Source organism: Pasteurellaceae bacterium RH1A (genome assembly GCA_012221805.1).
Taxonomy (GTDB): Bacteria; Pseudomonadota; Gammaproteobacteria; order Enterobacterales; family Pasteurellaceae; genus RH1A.
Genome location: CP015195.1, coordinates 2,109,921 through 2,134,805, shown reverse-complemented (window position 1 = coordinate 2,134,805; position 24,885 = coordinate 2,109,921). Strand labels below are relative to the sequence as shown.

Genomic DNA, 24,885 nt, shown 5'->3' with positions numbered 1-24,885 from the left:
TATTAGCGTAAAAAGCGGTCAAAATTGACCGCTTTTTTGCAAATTTATGTCTGATAAGTTAGGGCGTGGCCTATAGGCTGTGTGCAAAATTTTTACCACAATTTGATCTAGATTGCTTCTTTTTATAGAGAAACTGTTATAATCCAAACGTTTTTATTTTTGAACTCAAAAGAGGAACTCCTATGTCTGTAATCAAAATGACTGACCTTGACCTTGCAGGTAAACGTGTGTTTATCCGTGCGGATCTTAACGTGCCTGTCAAAGATGGCGTGGTGACATCTGACGCACGTATCGTGGCTACCATCCCAACACTGAAATTAGCCCTGCAAAAAGGTGCGAAAGTGATGGTGACTTCCCACCTTGGTCGCCCAACTGAAGGCGTGTTTGAAGAGAAAGACTCCCTTCAACCAGTAGTTGATTATTTAAACAAGGCCTTAGATGTGCCAGTGCGTTTAGTACGTGATTACTTAGACGGCGTTGAAGTCAATGAAAACGAAGTGGTTGTGCTTGAAAACGTGCGTGTTAACAAGGGTGAGAAGAAAAATGACCCAGAACTGGGCAAAAAATATGCTGCCCTTTGCGATGTGTTCGTGATGGATGCCTTCGGTACAGCCCACCGTGCCCAAGCCTCAACCTATGGCGTGGCTGAATTTGCCCCTGTTGCCTGTGCCGGCCCATTATTGGCTGCTGAATTAGATGCACTTGGCAAGGCCTTAAAAGAACCTGCCCGCCCAATGGTGGCCATTGTTGGTGGTTCTAAGGTTTCCACCAAATTAGAAGTCTTAAATAGCCTTTCAAAAATCGCTGACCAAATCATCGTCGGTGGTGGTATCGCCAATACCTTTATCGCTGCTGCTGGCCACAATGTAGGTAAATCCCTCTATGAAGAAGACCTCATCCCAGTTGCTAAAGAATTAGCCGCCAGCACCGATATCCCTGTGCCAGTTGATGTGCGTGTGGGAACTGAATTCTCTGAAACAGCACCAGCCACTGAAAAGTCAGTAACTGATGTGAAAGACGATGAGTCTATCTTCGACATCGGTGATAAGTCTGCTGAACAGCTAGCCGAAATCATCAAAAATGCGAAAACTGTGCTTTGGAACGGCCCGGTTGGTGTGTTTGAGTTCCCGAACTTCCGTAAGGGGACTGAGGTGATTTCTCACGCTATTGCCAACAGCGAAGCCTTCTCTATCGCAGGTGGCGGTGATACATTAGCGGCTATTGATTTATTCGGCATTAAAGACAAGATCTCTTACATCTCAACCGGCGGCGGTGCCTTCTTAGAATTTGTTGAAGGCAAGGTTTTACCAGCGGTTGAAATTCTTGAGAAACGTGCAAACGGTTAATCTCTACTTATCCCCTCCCCCGTTTACGGGGAGGGCTAGGGAGGGGGGATTGAGCGAAGCTCAAGATACAAGCGGGGCAAAAATCAGCAGAATTTGCAAATTTTTGGAAAATTTAATCCGCTTGTAAGTTAGGCCCCCACCCCAACCCTCCCTCGCAGGCGGGGGAGGGAGTAACTCCCAAATTTTTACACCTATCGAGGACACTCAAATGACCAAATTATTAGACATCGTAAAACCAGGCGTTGTAACCGGTGATGACGTTCAAAAAGTATTCGCTTATGCTAAAGAACACAACTTCGCCATCCCAGCGGTAAACTGTGTAGGTTCTGACTCTGTAAACGCAGTATTAGAAACCGCAGCCCGTGTGAAAGCCCCTGTTATCGTTCAGTTCTCAAATGGCGGTGCCCAATTCTACGCAGGTAAGGGTATTAAACCAGCTTCTGGTGCACGTGCAGACGTGTTAGGTGCGGTAGCCGGTGCTAAACACGTTCACGAATTAGCCAAAGAATACGGCGTGCCAGTTATTCTTCACACCGACCACGCAGCTAAAAAATTACTGCCTTGGATCGATGGCTTATTAGATGCCAACGAAAAACACTTCGCCGAAACCGGCAAACCGCTTTTCTCTTCTCATATGATCGACCTCTCTGAGGAATCTATGGAAGAAAACATGGCCATCTGCCGCGAATACCTTGCCCGTATGGACAAGATGGGTATGACCCTTGAAATCGAAATTGGTATCACCGGTGGTGAAGAAGATGGTGTGGACAACAGCGATGTTGAAGAGTCTAAACTCTACACCCAACCAGAAGACGTGCTTTACGTTTACGACCAATTAAGCCCTGTGAGCAAACGCTTCACTGTGGCAGCGGCCTTCGGTAACGTACACGGTGTGTACAAACCAGGTAACGTGAAATTAAAACCATCTATCTTAGGTGCTTCACAAGAGTTCGTATCTCAACAACGTGGCCTTCCAGCTAAGTCTATCGACTTCGTCTTCCACGGTGGTTCAGGTTCATCCCGTGAAGAAATCCGTGAAGCCATCAGCTACGGTGCCATCAAAATGAACATCGACACTGACACCCAATGGGCATCTTGGGACGGTATCCTCCAGTTCTACAAGGCTAACCAAGACTACCTCCAAGGCCAATTAGGCAACCCAGAAGGCCCAGATTCACCAAACAAAAAATACTACGACCCACGTGTTTGGTTACGCAAAATGGAAGAGTCTATGTCTAAACGCCTAGAGCAATCTTTTGAAGATCTCAACTGCGTAAACGTGCTCTAATTTGCAGAAAATCGCATAAAACTGGCCGCTTGTTGCAAGACAAGCGGTCTTTTTTTGCCTGAAATTTGCAAGAAACTAGCTTGCGAAATGAGCCTCTACTCCTTTTGAGTTAATTAGTTTGAGCCAACGCAAACAAGCCGCTCAAAATCAAACTAATAGGCGATTATTGCCTAGCTTTTTGTTAAAATTGTACCAGTTTGATGCTATTTAATTTCGATTATTTTTGAAGTATTTGTGGGGAGCTCATGAATCCTAGACGTAAATCCCGCCTCAAGGTGGTCTTATCTATTTTTACTGGCCTGGCTGTCGCGATTGGCCTGACCCTTTATGCCCTAAGCCAAAATATTGACCTTTTCTATACGCCGTCTGAAATTGTCTATGGCAAGGATAACAACCCTAAAACCAAGCCTGAAGTGGGCCAGCGGATTCGGGTTGGTGGTATGGTGGTAGAAGGTTCGGTGAAACGTGATGACAAGAGCCTGAAAGTTGAATTTGGCCTTAACGATATCGGCCCGGCCATTGTGGTGGAATACGAGGGTATCTTGCCGGATCTCTTCCGTGAAGGCCAGGGCATTGTGGCCCAAGGGGTGCTGGTTGAGCCAACTCGCCTGCGAGCAACTGAAGTACTGGCCAAGCATGATGAAAACTATATGCCGCCTGAGTTAGATGAGCAGATGAAAAAGGCCCACCAGCCTATGGGCGTGTCTGAGGCCGATCTCAAGGGCGAATCCGAGCGTGACCGTATGCAGATTCCACAACAAGAAGGTGCCAAATGATCGCAGAATTAGGTAACTATACCCTAGCCCTGAGCCTGGCCCTGGCCGTGCTTTTGGCTATCCTTCCCTTGGTTGGGGCGGAAAAAAATAATCCAAGCCTGATAGCTCTGGCCCGGCCCATGACCTGGGCCATGTTTCTGGCTTTAAGCGTATCCTTCGGCACGCTCTTCTACTTATTTGCGGTCAATGATTTTACCGTACAATATATCGTTAATAACTCCAACAGTACCCTGCCGTTGCAATATCGCTTATCGGCCGTATGGGGTTCGCACGAAGGTTCGCTTTTATTGTGGATCTGGCTCCTTTCCCTTTGGAGTGTGGCCGTGGCTTCTTTTAGCCGCCAAATGCCGGCCGAGTCCGTGGCACGGGTCTTAAGTGTGATGGGGATTATCAGTATTGGCTTCCTTATTTTCATTATTTTTACCTCCAATCCCTTTGACCGCACCTTCCCCAACTTCCCAGCAGACGGCAAGGAACTCAACCCGCTTCTACAAGATGTGGGCCTGATCTTCCACCCGCCCCTGCTCTATATGGGCTATGTGGGCTTCTCGGTGGCCTTTGCTTTTGCTATTGCTTCACTCATGACAGGCCGCCTAGATACCGCCTGGGCCAGATGGTCTCGCCCCTGGACCATGGCTGCCTGGGTCTTTTTAACCCTCGGAATTGTGCTAGGCTCTTGGTGGGCCTACTATGAACTGGGCTGGGGCGGCTGGTGGTTCTGGGATCCGGTGGAAAACGCTTCCTTTATGCCTTGGATTGCTGGCACAGCCTTAATTCACTCCCTGGCGGTAACAGAAAAACGTGGCTCCTTCAAGGCCTGGACGGTGCTTTTGGCTATCATGGCCTTCTCCCTCTGCTTGCTGGGCACCTTCTTGGTGCGTTCGGGTATCTTGGTTTCAGTGCACGCCTTCGCCTCCGACCCAACCCGTGGCCTCTATATCTTGGCCTACTTGGTGGTGGTGATCGGCGGCTCCCTCCTGCTCTATGCCTACCAGGGCAGCAAGATTAAGAGCCTGGATAATGCTGAGCGTTACTCCCGTGAGACCATGTTGCTGATTAACAACATTATGCTCATGGCCTTTTTATCAGTGGTCTTTTTAGGCACACTCCTGCCACTGGTGCACAAGCAGTTGGGCCTGGGTTCCATCTCCATTGGTGCACCTTTCTTTGATCAGATGTTCCTCATCCTTATGGTGCCTTTCTCCTTTATCTTGGGTATCGGCCCCTTGGTTAAATGGCGGCGGGATCAGGTCTCTGCCATTCGTAAGCCGGTGCTCATTTCCCTTCTGATCATGGTGCTTGCAGGTTTTGCTTTGCCTTATCTCTTTAGCAATACCCTGACTGTGAGCGTAGTGCTAGGGACCATGATGAGCGTGATTATCGTCCTGCTCAGCCTCTATGAACTCCACCAACGGGCCACCCACCGCCACAGCTTCTTGGCTGGTATTTTCAAGCTCTCCCGCTCCCACTGGGGGATGGTGCTGGCACACTTGGGCGTGGCCATGACGGTCTTTGGTATTGCCTTTAGCCAAAACTTTAGTGTGGAAAAAGATGTACGGATGAATGTGGGCGACAGCACCCAAATCCATGACTACACTTTTACTTTCAAAGGCATTAAGGACAGCAACGGCCCCAACTATGTAGGCGGCACGGCAGAAGTGGAAATCACTAAAAATGGCAAGTATGAAGCCACCCTCAATGCCGAAAAACGCTTCTACACCGTCAGCCGCATGGGCATGACCGAAGCGGCTATCGACTGGGGCTTTACTCGGGATTTATACGGTGCCTTAGGCGAACGCTTTGAAGACGGCTCCTGGGCCCTCCGGCTCTACTATAAGCCTTTCATCCGCTGGATCTGGCTGGGCGGGGTCTTTATGGCTCTGGGTGGCTTGCTCTGTATGCTGGATAGACGCTATCGAGTCAAGGTGGCCAAGCCTCGGTTAGCTACTGCCTAGTGGCAAATTTTGAGCTAAAAAGAACCGCTTGTTTGGAAGAACAGGCGGTTTTTTGTTATGCTTTATAGCCAAGTTTGGTTATTTTGACCAACTTGTCGAGAAGCCCTTAACCTAAATGTAAAAAACATGAAAAAACTGACCGCTTGTAGCACCCTTTTGTTCTCAACTGTGCTTGCCGCCCAACCCCTTACCATCGAACTTGCCAAGAACGACTTTGTGCAGGGCAGGCTTATTCAGCTTGCCGATCAGAACCTCTCGCTATCCATCATCTTTCCCGATCAAAGCCAGCGGGTTTTGCTAAAGAATGTTTTTGGTCAGCAATCCTTTATGTTTAAGGCGGAGCAGGCCGGCCAAGCGGTTTTTAGCGTGAAAAACGATCAGCAAACTGCCTCCCCTGAAACCTATCAACTGCATATCGATCAACATCTGCCTGAAAGCCAGCAAGTTGTTCCGCCTGCTAGGTTAGAAAATGCCATGTTGGCTGAATTGGTTGAGACGTTGGCTGAAAAGCCTGACCAGTCAGCCCAAGTGCTTGAAAATTTTTGGCAGAAGGTCAAAGCCCAAGGTACGCCCCTGATTGAGCCGATTGATGAGAAACAAAGCCGTGTGACCTTCCTTTGGCGGGGGGCAGAGCGGAATGTGCGGATTTGGGGCGGAGTAACGACCGATCACGATTTTATGCAACGCTTGGGTGGAACGGACATTTGGTATCGCACCTATACTGTGCCTAACGATACCCTGGTGGACTACCGCTTGGCTCCTGATGTGCCAGCCTTGCCAGCAGATCCCATGGCTCAACGCCGTGCCATTTTAGCTACGGTACAGGCCGATCCGCTTAACAAGTCCCCTTATTTTGATGGCGTTGGCAATGATAAGTCCAATACGGATAAATATAACTATTCTTCTATCTTAAAATTGCCCCAAGCTCCTGATCAGGCCTATCTCATACCCGATCCTAATGTTGCAAAAGGGCAGCTATCAGAGCTGGTTTTTGAGAGTGAAAAGTTGGGTAACAAACGCCGTCTCTTTATCTATAAACCCGCAGGTTTCAAGCCTGAGCAAGCCTATCCTGTGCTTTATCTCTTTGATGGTGTGGACTATCTACACAAGGTGCCGACCCCGACCATTCTGGATAATATGATTGCTCAAGGCCTTATTCCGCCTCTTGTGACTGTTCTCATCGAAAACCCTTCCCAAGAAGCCCGCCGTACGGAACTGCCCGCCAACCCAGCCTTTGCGGAAGTGTTGGTTCAAGAACTCGTGCCTTTTGCAGAAAAATCAGCGAATTTCACCGCTTTCGAGCGGATTATTGGCGGCTCTAGTTTTGGTGGCCTGGCTTCTGCCTATACGGTGCTGAACTATCCGCAGGTCTTTAACAAGGCCTTGATTTTGTCGGGATCTTTCTGGTGGAAGCCTAAAGAAACCGTCAGTGAAAACAGCCACTATATCGCCCACCAATTTGCAGTAAAACCTAAAATGCCGCTTTGCTTTTTTATGAGTGCAGGTTTTTATGAAAGCGGCAAGTCAAACATACTGGAAACCTCCCGCCATTTGAAAGATGTGCTTTTGGCCAAGGGCTACCCCGTGACCTATCAGGAAGCCTCCACCGCCCACGGCTATTTGGCCTGGCAGGGCTTGATCAGCGAAGGCTTGAAGGCCTTGTTGGGGGAGGGGATTTGCCAGTCAAGACAATAACAAGCGGGCAGGATTTGCAAAAAATCTGCAAAACCTGCCCGCTTGTGGCTATACTGCCCCAAGTTCTCGAGAAATGGCTTGTGCTGTTTGTTGGATTTGGGCCAGCATTTCGGCCTGTCCAATCTGTTTAAGCCTTGCGGTGGAAAGAGAAACAGACATGGCATAATTGACCTTGCCATTGGCATCAAAAATGGGGCAGGCGATACAAATCACGCCTAGCTCATTTTCCTGATCGTCCAAGGCAAAGCCCTGTTGGCGGATTTTTGCCAGTTCTTCATACATTAGTTCCAAATCAGTAATAGTATGTTGAGTAAGTGGCTGAATAATGTCCGCCTGCCGCTGCCAGTAGCCTGCCACATAGTCGGGGTTATCATAGGCCATAAAGTTCTTGCCCATGGCCGAGCAGTAGAGTTGCAGCCGTTGCCCAATATAGGCACGGGTTCGCATCATACCCGTAGTGGGTTCGAGCTTGTGGATCATAATGCCGTAGTCGCCCTCCCGCATAGAGAAATTGACCGTTTCGCCCGTATCCAAATTAAGTTGTTCCAAATAGGGCGAAATCACATTGAGAATGTTGAGCGAATTGAGGGTTTTCTGCCCAATGGCCAGGCATTTGGTGGTCAGCCGATAAGAACCGACCGTATTGGCAGGTTTGACATAGCCACAGGTTTGCAGGCTCTGCAACATGCGGTGGGTAGTGCTCTTGTTCAGCCCTGCCAACTCCGCCAATTTTGCCAGCGGGCAGCCGTTGGGGTAATCACTTAAAATTTCCAATAATTTTAGCCCCCGCACCAAACTCTGGTTGCTGCTGGCTTTTTTTTCTTGTTCCATCGCTTACTTGCTCCTTGTTTTCCTTATTTTGCCCACTTTTTTCTCATTTCACAAAGTAAAACCCTGTTCCAAAAATGAGATCTAGATCACAAAACTAAAAATTTACATATAACTTATTGATTTATAAGGTTAATTATTTTTAGGCCTTGATTGACTTATTGGCCCATTAGGCGTAATTTATGAAACGTTATTTTATTATATGAAATCAGAGGTTTGCAATGAAAGTTTCTTATCAAGATCTTAAAGCCGAATTTAAACGCGTTCTCTTAGCTCGCAACGTACGTGAGGACATCGCCGAGGACTGTGCCACTATGTTTGCCGACACCACCGAAGCAGGTGTTTATTCCCACGGGGTGAACCGTTTCCCACGCTTTATCCAGCAGTTAGAAAAGGGCGATATTAAGCCTGAAGCTGAGCCAACCAAGGTGCTTTCGCTGGGGCGATTGAGCAGTGGGACGCTCATCAAGCCATCGGTAACCTTACCGCCAAAAAAATGATGGACAGAGCGATGGAACTTGCTGATCAGAACGGGATTGGCGTGGTGGCTCTCAAAAACGCCAACCACTGGATGCGGGGCGGCGGCTATGGCTACCAAGCGGCGGAAAAAGGCTACATCGGTATTTGCTGGACCAACTCTATCGCCGTAATGCCTCCTTGGGGAGCCAAAGAGTGCCGTATCGGGACAAACCCGCTGATTATCGCTGTGCCAAGCAACCCGATTACCATGGTGGATATGTCTTGCTCCATGTATTCCTACGGCATGTTGGAAGTTAATCGTCTTGCAGGTCGCCAAACCATTGTGGACGCTGGCTTTGACGATGACGGCAACCTAACCAAAGACCCAGGCACGGTTGAGAAAAACCGCCGCTTGTTGCCAATGGGCTACTGGAAGGGGTCGGGCTTGTCCATTGTGTTAGATATGATCGCCACCTTACTCTCCAACGGCGAATCCGTGGCCTCCGTCACTGAGGATAAAGATGATGAATACTGCGTGTCGCAAATCTTTATCGCCATTGAAGTGGATCGCCTCATTGACGGTAAAACCCGCGATGAAAAACTCAACCGCATTATGGACTACGTCCGCACCGCTGAACGTGCCGATCCAAACGTAGCCATCCGCTTGCCAGGCCACGAGTTCGTCCAACTCAAAGCCGACAACCAAGCCAACGGTATTCCTGTTGATGATAGTGTTTGGGCGAAGTTGAAGGCCTTGTAATAAGAGTGCAAGCGGTGCAAATTTTTGAAAATTTTGCACCGCTTGTAGGGGCGTACCGCGTACGCCCAATGTGGATTAGAAAGGGCGAACGCAGTTCGCCCCTACAATATACCAAAACAGGAAATCCCTATGTTTTTCGGACACATTAACCACGTCGATTTTAGACAATACCCCGCCGCCATTGGCCGTGCCTTGCGTTACTTGCAGGAAACGGACTTAGCCGCCATACCCGCCGGTCGCTACGATCTTGAGCCTGAAAAAATGTATGTACAGGTTTTAGATCTAACCACCAAGCCCGATGAAGAAATCCTGCCCGAAGTTCACCGCAACTGGATTGACGTGCAGTTCCTTCAATCTGGCGTAGAAAAAATAGCGGTGTCGGTCGATCAGGGCAAGTACCAAGTGGCAACACCCTACGATGCCGAGCGGGATATTGCCTTCTACACCCAGGGCGAAAACGAGGCCTATTTGACCTTCCGTGCTGGCAATTTTGCAGTCTTTTTCCCGCAAGATGCCCACCGCCCAGCCATTGCCGATGGGCAACCGTCTGCCATTCGTAAGGTGGTGGTCAAGGTGGCTGTGTCCCTACTTGATGACTAAGGAGCTGATATGAACCCGCTCGTCAAATTTGCAACCAAGAGCCTTGAGTTTCTGGTAGTGGCGATTTTATCGACCATGTCGATTTTGGTCTTTCTCAACGTGGTCTTGCGTTACGGCTTTAACAGCAGCATTAGCGTAACTGAGGAAGTTTCCCGTTATCTCTTCGTCTGGCTGGCTTTTTTGGGGGCAATTTTAGCCTTTGGCGAAAATTCCCATGTGAGAGTAACCATGCTGGTGGATAAACTTTCCCCTCGTGGACAGAAAATCCTGTCGTTAGTAACCGACAGCCTCATGCTTTTCTGCTGCTATTTAATGCTAACAGGCGGCTGGGTGCAGTTTGAACTCAATTGGGAAAACATCGCCCCGATTTCAGGCATTCCAACCGGCATTACCTTCTTAGCCTGCGTGGTAGCCAGTATTGCAATTGGCCTTTTGTTAATTGCAAGAATGGTGGGTAATCTAATCGCTTGTATTAAGGGAGAAGCCAAATGACCGTTGTGATTTTCCTCTCGGCCCTTTTAGGGGCAATCCTCTTGGGCGTGCCAGTTGCCTTCGCCCTGCTCTTATGCGGTGTAGCCCTCATGCTACATTTGGATCTTTTTGACGCTCAAATCCTTGCCCAGCAAATCATTAGCGGAGCAGACAGCTTCTCGCTTATGGCCATTCCCTTCTTTATTTTGGCTGGTGAAATTATGAATGAAGGCGGCTTGTCTAAACGGATTATTGACCTGCCAATGAAGTTGGTTGGGCATAAACGTGGGGGGTTAGGCTTTGTGGCCATTATCGCCGCAATGATTATGGCCAGCCTATCAGGTTCAGCCGTTGCCGATACCGCTGCTGTTGCTGCTATGCTCTTGCCAATGATGAAAACCACGGGCTACCCTGTGGACAGATCGGCAGGCTTAATCGGCACAGCCGGCATTATCGCCCCGATTATTCCGCCTTCGATTCCCTTTATTATCTTCGGCGTAGCAAGTGGCGTATCCATCACCAAACTCTTTTTAGCCGGCATTTTCCCAGGAATCTTGATGGGCGTATGCTTAGCTGCCCTCTGGTGGTGGCAGGCAAAACGGCTGGATTTGATGACCTTCTCCAAGGCCACCAAGCAAGAACTCTGCATTTCCTTCAAAAACAGTATCTGGGCCTTGATGTTGCCGGTCATCATCATCGGCGGCTTCCGCTCAGGCATGTTCACCCCAACCGAAGCAGGGGCAGTGGCAGCCTTCTACGCCTTGATCGTCTCGCTCTTTGTCTATAAGGAGATGAAAATCAGCCAGCTCTACAAAGTGGTGCTTGCCGCAGGTAAAACCACCGCGGTGGTTATGTTCCTGGTTGCTGCTGCCCAAGTAACAGGCTGGTTGATTACCGTTGCCGAACTGCCACAAATGATGACGGAACTGCTTGAGCCACTGATTGACTCGCCAACCACGCTTTTAATCGTGATTATGTTATCAGTCTTTGTGATTGGCATGGTGATGGACTTGACCCCGACCGTCTTAATCCTCACCCCTGTGCTAATGCCACTGGTGGAAGAAGCCGGAATTGACCCGGTTTATTTCGGCGTGCTCTTTATCCTCAACACCTCGATTGGCTTGATTACCCCGCCTGTGGGCAATGTCTTGAACGTGATTACCGGCGTGTCTAAGCTGCCATTCGACCAAGCCGCCAAGGGCATTCTGCCTTATCTCTTGATGATGATTGGCTTGTTGTTTGTCTTTATTTTTGTGCCAGAATTGATTACTGTGCCACTGGCGTGGATTAGTTAGATAGTGAACTACGCTCGATCAAACTCCCCTCTTTAGCAAAGAGGGGCATGGGGAGATTTGGCAGCCGTGATAGCGAAGTGAGAGAGTAAATAATGCTCTTACAAGCGGGGCAAAAATCACAAAAATTTGCAAAATCACTTACGAGTGAAAGGATAGTCTGTCAAATCTCCCCTAACCCCTCTTTTCTAAAGAGGGGGATCAGATCGGAGTAGGATTTAGTTACCCATATTTAAACCCAACCCCAAAGGAGTTACCCATGAAACATTTTAACCTCAAAACCCTTGCCACTTTAGCCACAAGTCTCTTCTTCGCGGCCAACGTTAATGCGGACGTTTCCCTACGCTTTGGCTATGAAGCCCCGCGTTCCGACACCCAACACACCGCCGCCAAAAAATTTAACGACTTAGTCAAAGAAAAAACCAAGGGCGAGGTCAGCCTCAAACTCTTCCCAGACAGCACATTAGGCAATGCCCAAACCATGATTGCCGGTGTACGCGGAGGCACCATCGACATCGAAATGTCAGGTTCGCCAAACTTCTCAGGGCTTGAGCCAAAACTTAACGTGATCGACATTCCCTTCATCTTCCAAAACCGTGAACACGTTTACAAGGTGCTAGACGGCGAGGTCGGCCAAGGCCTGCTCAAATCCCTTGAAGATAAGGGCTTGAAAGGTCTAGCCTTCTGGGATGTGGGCTTCCGCTCCTTCACCAACTCCAAACACCCAATCAAAACCCCAGACGACATCAAGGGCTTGAAGGTGCGTACCAACCAAAACCCGATGTACATTCAAGCCTTCAGCCTGCTTGGGGCTAACCCAGTGCCAATGCCCTTGGCTGAACTCTATACTGCTCTTGAAACCCGTGCGGTGGACGCTCAAGAACACCCAGTGGGTATTGTCTGGTCGTCTAAACTTTATGAGGTGCAAAAATACTTATCCCTCACCAACCACGGCTACACCCCGCTTATCGTGGTGATGAACAAGGCCAAATTTGACGGCCTGGCCCCAGAACTGCAAACCGCCCTTGTTGAAGCTGCCAAAGAAGCAGGTGCCTACCAACGCCAGCTTAACGAGCAAAACGAAAAAGACATCATCGCCAAAATGCAAAAACAGGGCATTGAAGTGATCGAGGAAATCGACACCGCCCCATTCAAAGCCATTATCGAAGCCGACGTACGTAAAGCCTTTATCGAGAAAAATGGTGATGAACTTGTTAAGCAGATTGATGCTTTGACGAAGTAGTTAATCCCTACTCGATCAAACTCCCCTCTTTAGAAAAGAGGGGCAGGGGGAGATTTGACAGCATAAATAACGGAGTGAGGGAGTAATTAGTCTTTGTAATTTTTACTCCGAATTTATCTCTCTCGTTGCTACTGCTTCTGCCAAATCTCCCCTAACCCCTCTTTGCTAAAGAGGGGGAATTAGATGGTACAACCTGATAACATCCTTTACATCATAACCCAAGGACATCGTTTACATTCTTTGCCGTAAAATCGCACCAAACATCTTATCTTTGGTGAAGAAAATGGCTTGGAAACAAACGAATCCTATGGAACAAAAAACGTTATTTATCAAGGCTTGGTTGTCCCAACGCTTTACAAAATCCGACCTGTGTGAACAGTTCGGAATCAGTCGTCCAACAGCCAATAAATGGATTGAACGCTTTAAACAAGGCGGCTTTCCTGGTTTGCAAGAGCTATCCAGAAAGCCACATTATTCGCCCAATGCCACGCCACAATGGATTGTTGAGTGGCTGGTCAGTGAGCGACGCAAACGCCCCGATTGGGGGGCAAAAAAGCTGCTTGACCTGTTTGAGCAACGCTTTCCTGAAGCCAAGAAACCGGCTGATAGCACAGGCGATTTAATCTTGGCTCGAGCAGGACTGGTCAAGCCCCGCAAGGTTCGCCGTCACACGCCAGCAGACAGCTTGCCCTTTGCCGAATGTGACGCCCCTAATACAACCTGGTGCGTGGATTTCAAGGGGCAATTCCAGCTAGGTGACCAGAAATGGTGCTACCCGCTAACGGTGAGCGACCAGTTTTGCCGTTACTTATTGCTTTGTCAGGCCCTGCCCAATACCTTGGGTGACCCTGTAAAAGCCCAGTTTGAACGACTTTTTTACGAGTTCGGGCTGCCTTGGAATATTCGTAGCGACAATGGCTCGCCCTTTGCCTCAACTGCCCTGGGTGGCTTAAGCAAGCTGGCCAAATGGTGGATTGACCTGGGCATTCGGCCCGAGCGTATTCGCCCCGCCCACCCCGAACAAAATGGGCATCATGAGCGAATGCACCGTAGCCTCAAGGCTTGTTTACTCAAGCGTGAGGCCATTGCAGGGAATCTTGCAGACCAACAGGCCATGTTCGATGCTTTTGTGCACGAATATAACCATGAGCGTAGCCACGAAAGCCTGCTTGATGATGACAAAAAACGTCAGACGCCAGCAAGTCTTTATCAGCCCTCAAGTCGTATTTATACCGGCAAGATTGAAGACTATGACTACGGTCAAGGTGTTGAACTTCGTCGAGTTAAACCCAGTGGCGAACTCTGTTGGCAAGGTGAAATTTACTACCTGAGCCAAATTTTAAAGCAAGAAACCGTTGCTTTTGTGCCTTACGCCGATGGTATTTGGCACATTTATTACCGTTTTCATTTTCTGGGTCAAATGGATGACCGAGAGAAGAAAATTACTCCAGCAAGTAGCTGGCATATTAACCATACAATGTAAACGATGTCCTTAGAGAAAAATGTAAAGGATGTTTATGTTGTACAAGATCGAGGTTCTTCCCTATTTGTACATTTAATAATCCAAGAGGATACTATGAACTACTACCTAGGCATTGACTGCGGTGGCACTTTTATTAAAGCCAGCTTGTTTGACCAAGCAGGCAAGATGGCTGCTTGTGTGCGGGAAAACGTACCTGTGATTAGCGAAAGGGCGGGCAGGGCAGAGCGAGATATGAGCCAGCTTTGGCAGGTGTGTGCTGAGGTGGTGCGAAAAACCGTGGCAGAGAGCCAAATTGAGCCCAGCCAGATCGTAGGGGTCGGGATTTCCGCCCAAGGCAAGGGGGCCTTTTTGTTGGATAAACAGAACCAGCCACTAGGGCGGGCGATTTTATCTTCGGATCAACGCTCACTTGAGATCGTCAAACAGTGGCAGGCAGAGGGCATTCCCGAAAAGCTCTACCCCCATACCCGCCAAACCCTCTGGACGGGCCACCCTGTTTCCATTCTGCGTTGGATCAAGGAAAATGAACCTGAACGCTATGCTCAAATCGGTTCGGTGCTGATGTCTCACGACTATTTGCGTTTTTGCTTAACTGGCCAGCTACACTGCGAAGAGACCAATATTTCCGAAAGCAACCTCTACAATATGAACACCGGCCAGTACGATCCAACCCTTGCCGAGCTTTTGGGTATTCCTGAAATGATAGACTGCCTACCGCCTGTGATTGGCTCAAATGAAGTAGCAGGTTTTATCACCGAAGAGGCAGCGAAACTAACCGGCTTAGCCCTGGGAACGCCCGTGGTTGGGGGCTTGTTTGATGTGGTATCCACGGCTATCTGTGCCGAACTTGATGACGAAAGCAAGCTCAATGTGGTCTTAGGCACCTGGTCGGTGGTTAGCGGCATTACCGATCATATCGATCCAAATCAGAGCTTACCCTTTGTTTACGGCAGATATGCCGAGGCTGGCAAGTTTATTGTCCACGAGGCCAGCCCAACTTCGGCAGGCAATTTGGAATGGTTTACTAAACAGTGGAGCAATTTGAGCTACGATCAAATTAACAAGGGGATCGCCGAGCTGCCACCAGCGGCCAGTTCCGTGCTGTTCGTGCCCTTTCTTTACGGCTCAAATGCAGGCCTAGGCATGCAGGCAGGCTTCTACGGTATGCAGTCCTACCACAGCCAATTCCACCTCTTGCAAGCCATTTATGAAGGGGTGCTCTTTAGCCTCATGCACCACCTCAATCGAATGCTGCAACGCTTCCCTAAGACCCAAGTGCTAAGGGTAACAGGCGGGCCAGCCAAATCTGCGGTCTGGATGCAGATGTTGGCCGATCTAACAGGTATGAAACTCGAAATTCCGCAAGTGGAAGAGACCGGTTGTTTTGGCGCGGCCTTAATGGCCATGCAAAAGCCGCTTGAGAATTTGGGGCAGAAAACGGCCATGCAGACTTTTGAACCAAATCCGGCTAATTTTGCGGCATATCAAAGCAAATACCGGCAATATCAGCGTTTGGTCAAGGCTCTACAGGCCTTTAATTCGGGCGAGTTTGAATAGCCTTTTTCATTGCTTGCATCGCCTCTTTCGTTTGGCTGAAAAAATGGCGGTAGGAGGCACACAAATAGTTGTGCCTTTCTTTCTCGTTGGGTAGGGCAACAATCCTATGTTTAGGGCAACCGCCTTGGCAGAGCGGCTTAAATTCGCACTGCTTGCAAATGCTGGTGAGTTTGCGCTGTTTGTCTAGGCCAAAGGCTTGTTGGGGGCGGGAGAGGACGATTTCTGTCAGTGGTTGTTGGTTGAGGTTGCCGACCTTAAATTCAGGGTAAACAAAGTGATCGCAGGCATAAACCTCGCCGCTGGCCTCAACAATCAGCGACTTGCCACAAGTGGGCTGATGAACGCAGGAGCTAGACGGATAGCCCAGATACTGCCCCAACAGGTTGTCAAATTCCAGTACAAAAATCTTGCCCACATCTTCTTTTTGCCACTCGTTAAACACATCCACCAAAAACCGCCCAAAGCCATCAGGTGGCACGGAGAAAGCGGTCGGTTTTGGTGGATTTTTTGCAAAGCCATCGGTTTCTACAATAGGAATAAACTGCATAAAGGTTGAACCCAGTTCTTTGAGTGCCTGATAGGTCGCTCTTCCCTTGTTCCAGTTTTGATCGTTTACCACAGTGAGCGTGTTAAATTCAACTTGGTGGCTTTTTAGTAGTTCCAGTGCCTTAACCACTTTATCGAATGTGCCATTGCTCTGGCTGGTAATGCGGTAGCGATTATGCACGGCACTTAGGCCATCAATGGAGAGGCCGATGAGAAAATTGTTCTGCCTGAAAAAATCCGCCCACTGATGATTAAGGGCTAGGCCATTGGTTTGAAAAGCGTTAGTAATCTGCTTGCCATTTGCAAATTCTTGCTGAAATTTGACCGCTTGCTTAAAAAAATCCAGCCCCAATAAGGTTGGCTCACCACCCTGCCAAGCAAATTCCACCCGCTGACTGGCAACCGATTCAATATAGTTCTTCACATAATTGCGTAGCGTCTCTTGCGACATATAGGCCGCTTTCCTACCGAATTGGCTTTCCTTTTCCAAATAAAAGCAGTACTCGCACTGAATATTACAGTGAAAGCTGCTTGGCTTGGCCATAAGGTGAAATTGAGCTTGGGGGGTGAAGAAGGACATTATTCCTTCCCCCTTTGCAGGGCTTGTAAACGCTGTTTGCCCTTAGCCGTTAAACGGTATTTTTGGTTGCGGCTGTTAGGCTTGTCAGGAATGGTCATTTCCACCACGCCAGCTTGTAAGCTAGGTTTTAGATAATGTTTCGCAAAATGAGGCCTATTTTGTAAACCTAATTTTTCCATCAATTCTTTTGTTGAATAAGGTTGATCCAAAACCTGAATAAGTTGTTTGTGCAAGTCACTTTCTTGTATGTTTTCTTGTATGTTTTCTTGTATGGTAACTGGTGCATCTTGAGGGGTAGGCGTGCTGATTTGCATTGCCTTGCTATGAATCGGCAGGCGAATCATAAAGTAGCTTCTGTCCTCGTCGCTTTCAAAAATAGGATCTGGTGAGCCATTATTACGCATGGCTTCTAAGATTTTCGGAATACCTGTTGAGCGCCCTTCGGTGAGATCCAGTTCTTTAAGAAACTCTCCAATTCGGCGATTACGATAACGGCGGCTGACAGCCCTACCTTTTTGCAGATCGCTTAATTTAATGGAGCGATCAGGGCCTGGGTAACTTAAGACAATCAACTCATCTTGGTGAATACGGACTTCAATCGGTTCCCTGATCTCATAAGAACGGTGGTAAACGGCATTTACCAGCGCTTCTTCAATGGCAACCAGTGGATAGTTAAAGAAGCGTTCTGCTTCAGGGCGGTCGGGATGTTTGATAACGGTTTCAACCAAATAGCGATCATAAATATAGTTTAGGGCTGAACTGATAATCTGGGCTAAGGGGCCCTTAAAGGTTTTTTCCTCAAAGGTGTTGGCCCCAGTGCCTTGGGGAAAATGCACCACATCAATTTGAGTATAGGGAAAGAAACGATCAGGTTGGCTGTTAAAAAACATCAGTCCGACATTTTTTGGGAAGCGGGCTTCAGGCACGCCACCGACAATGTTCATTCTTAGCCCCAATTCTTCCACTGATAAATCTCTAGCCTCTTTTGCTAAGTCGCTTTTAACGGCTTGCAAAAACTCACGCATAAGGTGGGGCTCTAAATCCTCAAGGCTAGCTTGGGTGCGATAGCGGTCATCAAAGGGAACTGTATTGGCCAGGCTGATGAGTTCCTGTTCATCGCTTCCTGTGGCTTGTACGGTACTGGTGTGCTTACGGATATAGTAGGCCCAATCATTTTTGTCCTTGCTCAGGCTCTTTTTCGCCTTATAAGGCCGCACTTCACCGCCCATAGCCCAAATGACCAAAATTAATTTCCCCTCAATTTCATAGGTTGCAGTCAAACTGTTGTAGCTGGGCAAGATGGCTGTGCGTTCTAAATATAAGAGTTCTTTTTGGATGGCATCAATTTGTTCAGGCTGTAAGCCTTTAGGCGGTAAGAGAGGCCGCCCATTTTGCTCTTCAAGGCCAATAACAATATAACCGCCGCCTAGGTTATGGAAGTCATTGGCAAAAGCACAAATACTGTGTAAAACCGCCTCGGGGTTCCAACTTGCCTTGTATTCAATCCGTTCACTTTCAAGGCTACCCTTGCCAAGTAAGGAAGAGAGGCTGATAGGTAAGGTGTGCATAAGTGTTATCTCTTGAATATCGTAGAATGGGCAATATAGTAGCATAAAAAAACACGCACGGCCTGCGTGCGTGTTTGAGATTAAATTTTCTCACTAATCGATTCTCTAGATTAGTAATGCGATTTTTTTATTTTTTACCACGTTTGTTCTTCTTAACCGCTATTTAAATTGCATAATCAACGAAACTAGTAAGCGTTTTTGCTCTTCAGATAGTCCTCCAATTAAGGTGTTAAGTATTTCGGTTAAATTTTCTTCTTCATCAACTTCCTCTTCTTCTTCACCATATCGTAACCACAGCGTTGTTACATTTAGCCACTTTGCCAGAGTTTCAATTTTATCATTTGATGGGATCGCCAAGCCATTCAACCATTTATGCACCGCTTGTTGAGTAACAGGTTCGTTGGGATGCTGAAGGTTAAATTTAATGGCAATTTGGCTGGTTTTGTAGCCTTTGGGGTAGTGTAGTTTGAGGGCGAATTTCAGCCGTTCGCTAAACTGGTTTTTTTCATTTAGTGCTTTCATAAGCTAAATTATCGGCTAATTGAAAAAACTCTTGAAAACCATTTTGGTTTATGTTAAACTGAAGCTAGTTTAATAACTAGCCCTTTGGAGGATTTCATAATGAGTAAAGAAGACACAACAGCTGCAATTTTTGGTATCCCACTAAGTGTAATCTGGTTGGTTGCACCTTTTTATGCAGCTTATAAAGATTTTCAGAATGGTGATTATTTTCTTGCCTTACTTGATTACGCCATAGCACCACTAGGAATTATTCGTAGCTTGATGTTTATGTTTGGGGATTAATATGAACAAGTTGGTGTGTTGGTTATCAGTGTTTTTTTCACTGCCTGCTAATGCTTTTATTAATAATGAATCAATGTATGAGGCTAAATATGGGGATTTTTCCAAAGTAGATATGATTGCTGAAAAAGAAATCATTTACCCACTTATGAAAAATATATGTCAGATAAAGTTAATGCCATCTGCTGAAAATTATGTGGGTATGAAGTTTTCTTCTACATTTAAAGAAAAGTCATGTGGTTGTTTTTCTCAAAGAATTATACACGAATTTACTTCAGAAGAGTTTATGCTTATGGGAGAATTACATAGAGGGGATAAAGAAAGGCAAAAAGGTCAAAGGATATTTAATGAGTGTTTAAAGCAGAATTTATCTGATCTTTAATTGATCATTTTCTTAGGTGTGTATATATGAAAAAACTATTATGTTTATTTTCTGTGTTCTTTTATATATCATCTTATGCTCATATTAATAATGAACTACACGAAATAGCAGAGTTAGAAGCTAAAAACAGAAAAGTACTGAAGTCAAGTAATGCTAAAGAAGAATTTAGTTTGCTTTTTAAAGATTTCTGTAAAGGAATAATGCTTTCTAGTGCCGAAAAATATTATGAAATTAAACTTTCTCTTGTTTTTAAAGAAAAGTTATGTGATTGCCACTCCAAGGGGATTGTACAAGAATTTACCTTGAGCGAGTTATCTGCGATGTTTAAACAAAACAATAATATTTATAATCGTCAGGAGCGTGTGGATAAAATATTTAAACAGTGCTTAAACAAAATTTAACTCTTATCAAAAAAGCTGGTCAAAAATCCAAAATTTTTGACCAGCTTGCCTTAATTAAATCTCATCAATAATCCGATAAACCCAGTTCTCCAAAGGGTCTTTGAGCCTCTGCATTTCCTGTCGCATTTCCTCTAACATTTCTTTTTTGATGGCCTTGTAACGCTCATCATAGAAGAGATTATGCATTTCCTCTGGGTCAGTTCGCACATCATAGAGCTCGCATACATCAGTCGCATTAAAGACCAATTTGTAGTCCTTTCGCCGCCACATACGTTGCTCGAAATAGACAAAATGCCCTGCCAGTTGGGCCAGAATGCCCTTGCGTTGGTTTTGACCGCCGCCTCGGGTGATTGGCAGGATGGTTTCGCCCTCAAAGGCAGTTGGAATGGCCTGCTGGGCGATGTCGTAAACCGTGGAGGTTAAGTCGTGCAAGTAAACCAAATTATCATCGGTTTGATTAACTCTAGCTGATTTCGGATCTTTTATAATCATCGGAATGTTGTAGGTGGTATCGAACATAAATTCGCCCTTTTCAATCATTCGATGGGCCCCCATGGCATCGCCGTGGTCGGCGGTTGCCACGATAAAGGCTTCTTCATAAAGTCCCTTTTCCTTAAGAAAATCAAAGAGTTCGCCAATGGCATCGTCAATCAGTGTGATGTAGCCCCAGAATTTAGTAATGACTTCTTTCCAGTGATCTTCGCTGGCCTCCCACATGCCCCACATTTTGGAAATGGTGCGGTAGTGGTTAGGTTTACCCTCCAGTGGCGTGAAGAAACTTTCATCCAAGATTACCTCATCAGGGCTGTACATGGAGTAGTAGGGCTCTGGCACTACGCAGGGGGTATGCGGCCCCCAGAAGTTAATCCAGGTAAAAAACGGTTTACCTTCCGCCAGCGATTCGGTGATATAGCGTTTGGCTTCATCAATAATGAAATAAGGAATGGTCTGCTCTTTGGTGCCAGACAAGAGGCCACAGAGTTCCTGAACCCGCAAATGTGGGTTGTCGCCAAAATAGGCACGGCTGACTTCCGGAATCTCAAAGCCTTTTTCTTCCAGCCATTCACGGTAGCGGTTGGAGTGGGTAGGCGGTTGGTTAAAGACCAAGTTTTTATAAACCCCGCTGCCAGGGTAGCCATAGCCATCAAAGTTATGCCCCTTAATACCGTAGTCTTCAGGTACAGATTTTGTGCCGACGTGCCATTTGCCCACCACATAGGTGTTGTAGCCCTCAAGTCGTCCGATATTAGCCGCCTGCTGGCTGATTTCGCCCGTGCCGCCCTTTTCGCCGTTTTTGAGAATGCCGTGGGAGGAGGGCATAAGGCCGGTAAAGAGCGAAGTACGGGCCGGGCCACAGACAGAAGCCGGAGTGAAGGCATTGTTAAAGCGAATGCCCTCGGTGGCCAAGCGGTCTAAATTGGGGGTTTTGACAATCTGGTGTCCGTAGGCCCCCAACATATCTTTACGCACTTGATCGAGCAAGATGTAAAGAATATTCATATTTATGCCCCTTGTTTCTTATTGCGGAAGACAATCAAGGCAATGACTTGCAACACGGCATAGACACCCAACACGGTAAGCGGTTGGCCATCAGGTGAGGCAATGCCGATTGGTGATAGGAAGGCGTGTAGGGCGATTAAGCCAAGTACCAGGGAAGCCACGGTTACTTTGGCGTGTTCCCAGTAGGTTAAATCAACATTTGACACGTTTTCTTTGCTGTCTTGGTAAGGTTCGCGTTTAAGGAATTGACCTAACACCAACATTAGCACGACATCAAAGACAAACAAGCAAGCCATTACATAAACGAAGTTCCATTTCACTTGGAAGACCCAAACAATGCAGAAGTAAAGCACAACATGGGTTAATAATGCAATACGGGCGGCCAAACCTGACACAGTTTTGTTAAAGAGACCGACTGCAAAGAGGGCTACGATTGGAATATTGACAAAGCCGGCAAAACGTTTGGTTAAGAGGAAGATACCATCTGTACCGAACATCAAGAGTGGGCCGATAATCATGGTGAGAATGGCCATCACGGTTGAAACTTTTTTGGCGTGGGCAATCAACTCTTGGTCCTTCCAGGTTTTCTTGCTGATTGATGGCAGCAAGTCTTTACAGTAAATGGTCGCAGCAGAGTTTAAGAAGGAGTTAAAGGTACTTAAAATCGCCCCAAAGAGTGCTGCAATAAAGAAGCCTTGCAGAGCAGTTGGCATAACCTTATTCACCAAGGTTGGATAGGAAGTATCCGCAGGTTTTAGGGTGTCGCCAAAGATATGGAAGCCCAAAAGCCCTGGTAGGTTAAGGATTAAAGGCAGGGTGAGCAAGAAGAGGGCGGCAATAAGAATACCCTTTTGGCCTGCTTTTAAATCTCTGGCCCCTAAAGCCCGTTGCACAATGGCTTGGTTAGTCGTCCAGTAGAAGAAGTTAACGATTAAGATACCGGTAAACATGGCTGGCCATGGCACCGCATCGGTGGCACTACCGATGGCGTTAAATTTTTCCACATGGGTGGTACCGATAATCCGCACACCTTCAGTAAAGCTGCCATCCCCCAGATGAATAAGGGCGAAGATTGGCACCAGTAAGGCCCCGATGACCAATAAGACCGCATTAAGGGTATCTGACACAGCGACCGCTTTTAAGCCCCCGAAGATGGCATAAATGGCCCCGACAATCCCGATAGCAATGACGGTATAGGTAATGGCCTCGCCATAGCTAAGCCCAAAAATCACTTCTAGATTGAAGATCTTATTAAAGGCAATGGCCCCAGTATAAAGGGCGGTTGGAATGACGATAAAGAGATAGAAAACCAAGAAGAGGGTGGACATAATCAAACGGGTTTGACGGTCGAAACGGTTTTCAAAGAACTCAGGGATGGTGGTGTAACCGTTTTTGATATATTTTGGCAAAAGATAGAGGGCCAAGAAACAAAGCGGAATCACCGATTGCACCGTCCAAGCAATAATGGAGAAGTTGCCGGTGTAGGACACCGCATTTACCCCGATTAACTGCTCGGTGGAAAGCGAAGTTAAGACCATTGAGCAACCAATTACCAGGCCACTCAAGCCCCGACCTGCCAAGAAGTAACCCTTGGAGGTGGTCAAATCATCCCCCTTGGTTTTTAGCCAGGAGACATAGGCAACGATCCCCGTTACCACTAAAAAGCTAATCACTGTCAGCCACATAATTTCCTCCTAATTTAGGAATTTAAAGACAGGATAAGCTTAATACCAGGTGAAAAAAACGATTATGACAAATGTCATAGAGGGAGTGTGAGCTGGATCACAAATTTGAAAAGTTCTTCGAGAAAAGAGACCAGCGGGCAGGATTTGCAAAAAATCTGCAAAACCTGCCCGCTTGTGGCTTATTTCATTTGGGCAAAAACCTTATCAACCACCTCAAGGGTATAGGCTAAATCTTGGTCGGAATGGGCTAAAGACATAAAGCCTGCCTCAAAGGCCGATGGGACCCAGTAAACGCCCTCTTCCAAGCACTTGTGGAAGAAGGTGTTAAAGGCTTGAACATCACACTTCATCACATCCGCATAGCTTTCCACTTTTTCTTGATTGGTAAAGAAGAGGCCGAACATCCCGCCTACAGAATTCACCACCAAAGGAATGCCATGCTTGGTTGCTGCAGCCTTTAAGCCCTGAACCAGTTGCTGGGTTTTCTCTGCCAAAAGGGCTTCATTGCCGGCCTTGGAAAGCTCGCTTAAACAGGCCAGACCGGCCGCCATGGCAATGGGGTTGCCCGAAAGCGTACCTGCCTGATAGACCGGGCCGGTTGGAGCCAGGTATTCCATGATTTCACGCTTACCGCCCACGGCTCCCACTGGCATACCACCGCCGATGATCTTGCCCAGCGTAGTGAGATCTGGGGTCACGCCATAGTAGGCTTGAGCCCCGGCCAGGGCGACACGGAAGCCGGTCATAACCTCATCAATAATAAAGACCGCCCCGTACTGGGTACAGAGTTCACGAAGGCCCTGTAAGAAGCCTTCACGCGGTGGAATGCAGTTCATATTGCCGGCAACGGGTTCGATAATCAGGCAGGCGATTTGGTCTGGATATTGCTCAAAGGCCTGTTTGACTGATTCCAGATTGTTATATTCACAGGTAAGGGTATGTTTGGCAAAGTCCTCCGGCACACCTGGTGAACTTGGCTGGCCTAGGGTGAGTGCTCCTGAGCCAGCCTTCACTAAAAGGGAATCCGAATGGCCGTGGTAGCAACCCTCAAACTTGATGATCTTGTCTCTGCCTGTGTAGCCCCGGGCCAGGCGGATGGCGGTCATAGTTGCTTCTGTGCCTGAACTGACCATCCGCACCATTTCGATGGTTGGCATAATCTTGCAGACCAATTCGGCCAGTTCAATTTCCAGGGCGGTTGGGGCTCCGAAACTTAGGCCGTTTTGGGCGGTTTCTACCACCGCTTTGAGAATGGCAGGGTGGTTGTGGCCCAGAACCATCGGGCCCCAGGAGCCGACATAGTCCACATAGCGTTTGCCCTCGGCATCAAAAACATAGGCGCCCTGGGCCTTTTGGATAAAGACTGGTGTGCCACCCACGCCCTTGAAGGCACGGACAGGGGAGTTTACCCCGCCGGGGATAACTTTTTGGGCTTGTTGGAAGAGTTGGGATGAAGTTGTCATGGTGGTTCCTCGTTATAAAATAGGTTTCGACCGCCGATTTCATCGGCGTTCGAGCATACTTTTCTTTGCTCGTGCAAAGCAAAGTAGCCAAAAGAAAGCACGCCCTACTTCACCGCTTTTCCTCACTTAGCTGAAATTTTCTTAACGGAAAATAACCCTGTTGTTCGCTTCGCTCTCGCTCGGGATTATTTTCCTAAAAAATTTCA

General features: G+C 47.5%; 21 protein-coding genes and 1 pseudogene. 15 read left to right on the top strand and 7 right to left on the bottom strand.

Going from position 1 to position 24,885, the window contains the following annotated elements; translation table 11 throughout:
- The first annotated feature begins 182 nt into the window (after nt 1–182).
- From A4G20_10075 to A4G20_10055, 5 genes are all read left to right on the top strand, one after another.
- On the top strand, nt 183–1,346 hold the full coding sequence (locus tag A4G20_10075) for a phosphoglycerate kinase (GenBank protein ID QIW16648.1): 1,164 nt from the start codon (nt 183–185) through the stop codon (nt 1,344–1,346).
- Between the two features lie 208 nt (nt 1,347–1,554).
- Nucleotides 1,555–2,634: a class II fructose-bisphosphate aldolase gene (locus tag A4G20_10070; protein ID QIW16647.1), complete on the top strand. Its 1,080-nt coding sequence runs from the start codon at nt 1,555–1,557 to the stop codon at nt 2,632–2,634.
- A gap of 245 nt (nt 2,635–2,879) precedes the next feature.
- A complete protein-coding gene (locus A4G20_10065; GenBank protein ID QIW16646.1) occupies nt 2,880–3,410 on the top strand; it encodes a cytochrome c biogenesis protein CcmE in 531 nt (176 codons plus the stop codon).
- Nucleotides 3,407–5,365 (top strand): c-type cytochrome biogenesis protein CcmF, encoded by a 1,959-nt coding sequence (locus tag A4G20_10060; protein QIW16645.1) that lies wholly within the window; start codon nt 3,407–3,409, stop codon nt 5,363–5,365. Before A4G20_10065 ends, A4G20_10060 begins: the two co-directional genes overlap by 4 nt.
- Nucleotides 5,366–5,692: 327 nt before the next feature.
- Entirely contained in the window at nt 5,693–7,060 is a 1,368-nt protein-coding gene (locus A4G20_10055) for a short-chain isoprenyl diphosphate synthase (GenBank protein QIW16898.1), read from the top strand.
- A gap of 48 nt (nt 7,061–7,108) precedes the next feature.
- Here the strand turns inward: A4G20_10055 and A4G20_10050 are convergent, their stop codons facing one another.
- Nucleotides 7,109–7,891 (bottom strand): transcriptional regulator, encoded by a 783-nt coding sequence (locus A4G20_10050; GenBank protein QIW16644.1) that lies wholly within the window; start codon nt 7,889–7,891, stop codon nt 7,109–7,111.
- A 218-nt stretch (nt 7,892–8,109) separates the two neighbouring features.
- Here A4G20_10050 and A4G20_10045 point away from each other — a divergent pair.
- From A4G20_10045 to A4G20_10015, 7 genes and pseudogenes are all read left to right on the top strand, one after another.
- A pseudogene (locus tag A4G20_10045) lies at nt 8,110–9,107 on the top strand (3-dehydro-L-gulonate 2-dehydrogenase).
- A gap of 129 nt (nt 9,108–9,236) precedes the next feature.
- Complete coding sequence (locus A4G20_10040; protein QIW16643.1) at nt 9,237–9,707, top strand: hypothetical protein; 471 nt, start codon at nt 9,237–9,239, stop codon at nt 9,705–9,707.
- A 9-nt stretch (nt 9,708–9,716) separates the two neighbouring features.
- The gene (locus A4G20_10035) at nt 9,717–10,199 is read left to right on the top strand and encodes a C4-dicarboxylate ABC transporter permease (protein ID QIW16642.1); all 483 of its coding nucleotides are present in this window, start codon (nt 9,717–9,719) and stop codon (nt 10,197–10,199) included.
- Nucleotides 10,196–11,473, top strand: coding sequence for a C4-dicarboxylate ABC transporter permease (locus tag A4G20_10030; GenBank protein QIW16641.1), 1,278 nt, complete (start codon nt 10,196–10,198; stop codon nt 11,471–11,473). The genes A4G20_10035 and A4G20_10030 overlap by 4 nt, the downstream gene beginning before the upstream one ends.
- Nucleotides 11,474–11,729: 256 nt before the next feature.
- A complete protein-coding gene (locus A4G20_10025; protein QIW16640.1) occupies nt 11,730–12,713 on the top strand; it encodes a hypothetical protein in 984 nt (327 codons plus the stop codon).
- Nucleotides 12,714–12,996: 283 nt separating this feature from the next.
- Nucleotides 12,997–14,196 (top strand): integrase, encoded by a 1,200-nt coding sequence (locus tag A4G20_10020; GenBank protein ID QIW16639.1) that lies wholly within the window; start codon nt 12,997–12,999, stop codon nt 14,194–14,196.
- A 93-nt stretch (nt 14,197–14,289) separates the two neighbouring features.
- The gene (locus A4G20_10015; GenBank protein ID QIW16638.1) at nt 14,290–15,753 is read left to right on the top strand and encodes a carbohydrate kinase; all 1,464 of its coding nucleotides are present in this window, start codon (nt 14,290–14,292) and stop codon (nt 15,751–15,753) included.
- Here A4G20_10015 and A4G20_10010 read toward each other — a convergent pair.
- From A4G20_10010 to A4G20_10000, 3 genes are all read right to left on the bottom strand, one after another.
- A complete protein-coding gene (locus tag A4G20_10010) occupies nt 15,731–16,879 on the bottom strand; it encodes an anaerobic sulfatase maturase (GenBank protein QIW16637.1) in 1,149 nt (382 codons plus the stop codon). The genes A4G20_10015 and A4G20_10010 overlap by 23 nt on opposite strands.
- Entirely contained in the window at nt 16,879–18,447 is a 1,569-nt protein-coding gene (locus A4G20_10005) for a transcriptional regulator (GenBank protein ID QIW16636.1), read from the bottom strand. The genes A4G20_10010 and A4G20_10005 overlap by 1 nt, the downstream gene beginning before the upstream one ends.
- 159 nt (nt 18,448–18,606) lie before the next feature.
- A complete protein-coding gene (locus A4G20_10000) occupies nt 18,607–18,969 on the bottom strand; it encodes a transcriptional regulator (protein ID QIW16635.1) in 363 nt (120 codons plus the stop codon).
- 96 nt (nt 18,970–19,065) lie between these two features.
- Here A4G20_10000 and A4G20_09995 point away from each other — a divergent pair, with 96 nt between their 5' ends.
- The 3 genes from A4G20_09995 to A4G20_09985 are packed head-to-tail and all read left to right on the top strand — an operon-like array spanning nt 19,066 to nt 20,031.
- Nucleotides 19,066–19,251: a hypothetical protein gene (locus tag A4G20_09995; protein QIW16897.1), complete on the top strand. Its 186-nt coding sequence runs from the start codon at nt 19,066–19,068 to the stop codon at nt 19,249–19,251.
- Nucleotide 19,252: 1 nt separating this feature from the next.
- Nucleotides 19,253–19,630, top strand: coding sequence for a hypothetical protein (locus A4G20_09990; GenBank protein ID QIW16634.1), 378 nt, complete (start codon nt 19,253–19,255; stop codon nt 19,628–19,630).
- A gap of 26 nt (nt 19,631–19,656) precedes the next feature.
- On the top strand, nt 19,657–20,031 hold the full coding sequence (locus tag A4G20_09985) for a hypothetical protein (protein QIW16633.1): 375 nt from the start codon (nt 19,657–19,659) through the stop codon (nt 20,029–20,031).
- 54 nt (nt 20,032–20,085) lie between these two features.
- Here the strand turns inward: A4G20_09985 and A4G20_09980 are convergent, their stop codons facing one another.
- The 3 genes from A4G20_09980 to A4G20_09970 all read right to left on the bottom strand — a co-directional run bounded on the left by A4G20_09980 (nt 20,086) and on the right by A4G20_09970 (nt 24,679).
- Entirely contained in the window at nt 20,086–21,531 is a 1,446-nt protein-coding gene (locus tag A4G20_09980) for an arylsulfatase (GenBank protein ID QIW16632.1), read from the bottom strand.
- 2 nt (nt 21,532–21,533) lie between these two features.
- Nucleotides 21,534–23,216: a solute:sodium symporter family transporter gene (locus A4G20_09975; protein QIW16631.1), complete on the bottom strand. Its 1,683-nt coding sequence runs from the start codon at nt 23,214–23,216 to the stop codon at nt 21,534–21,536.
- Nucleotides 23,217–23,395: 179 nt separating this feature from the next.
- Nucleotides 23,396–24,679, bottom strand: coding sequence for a glutamate-1-semialdehyde-2,1-aminomutase (locus A4G20_09970; protein QIW16630.1), 1,284 nt, complete (start codon nt 24,677–24,679; stop codon nt 23,396–23,398).
- Between the last annotated feature and the right edge of the window lie 206 nt (nt 24,680–24,885).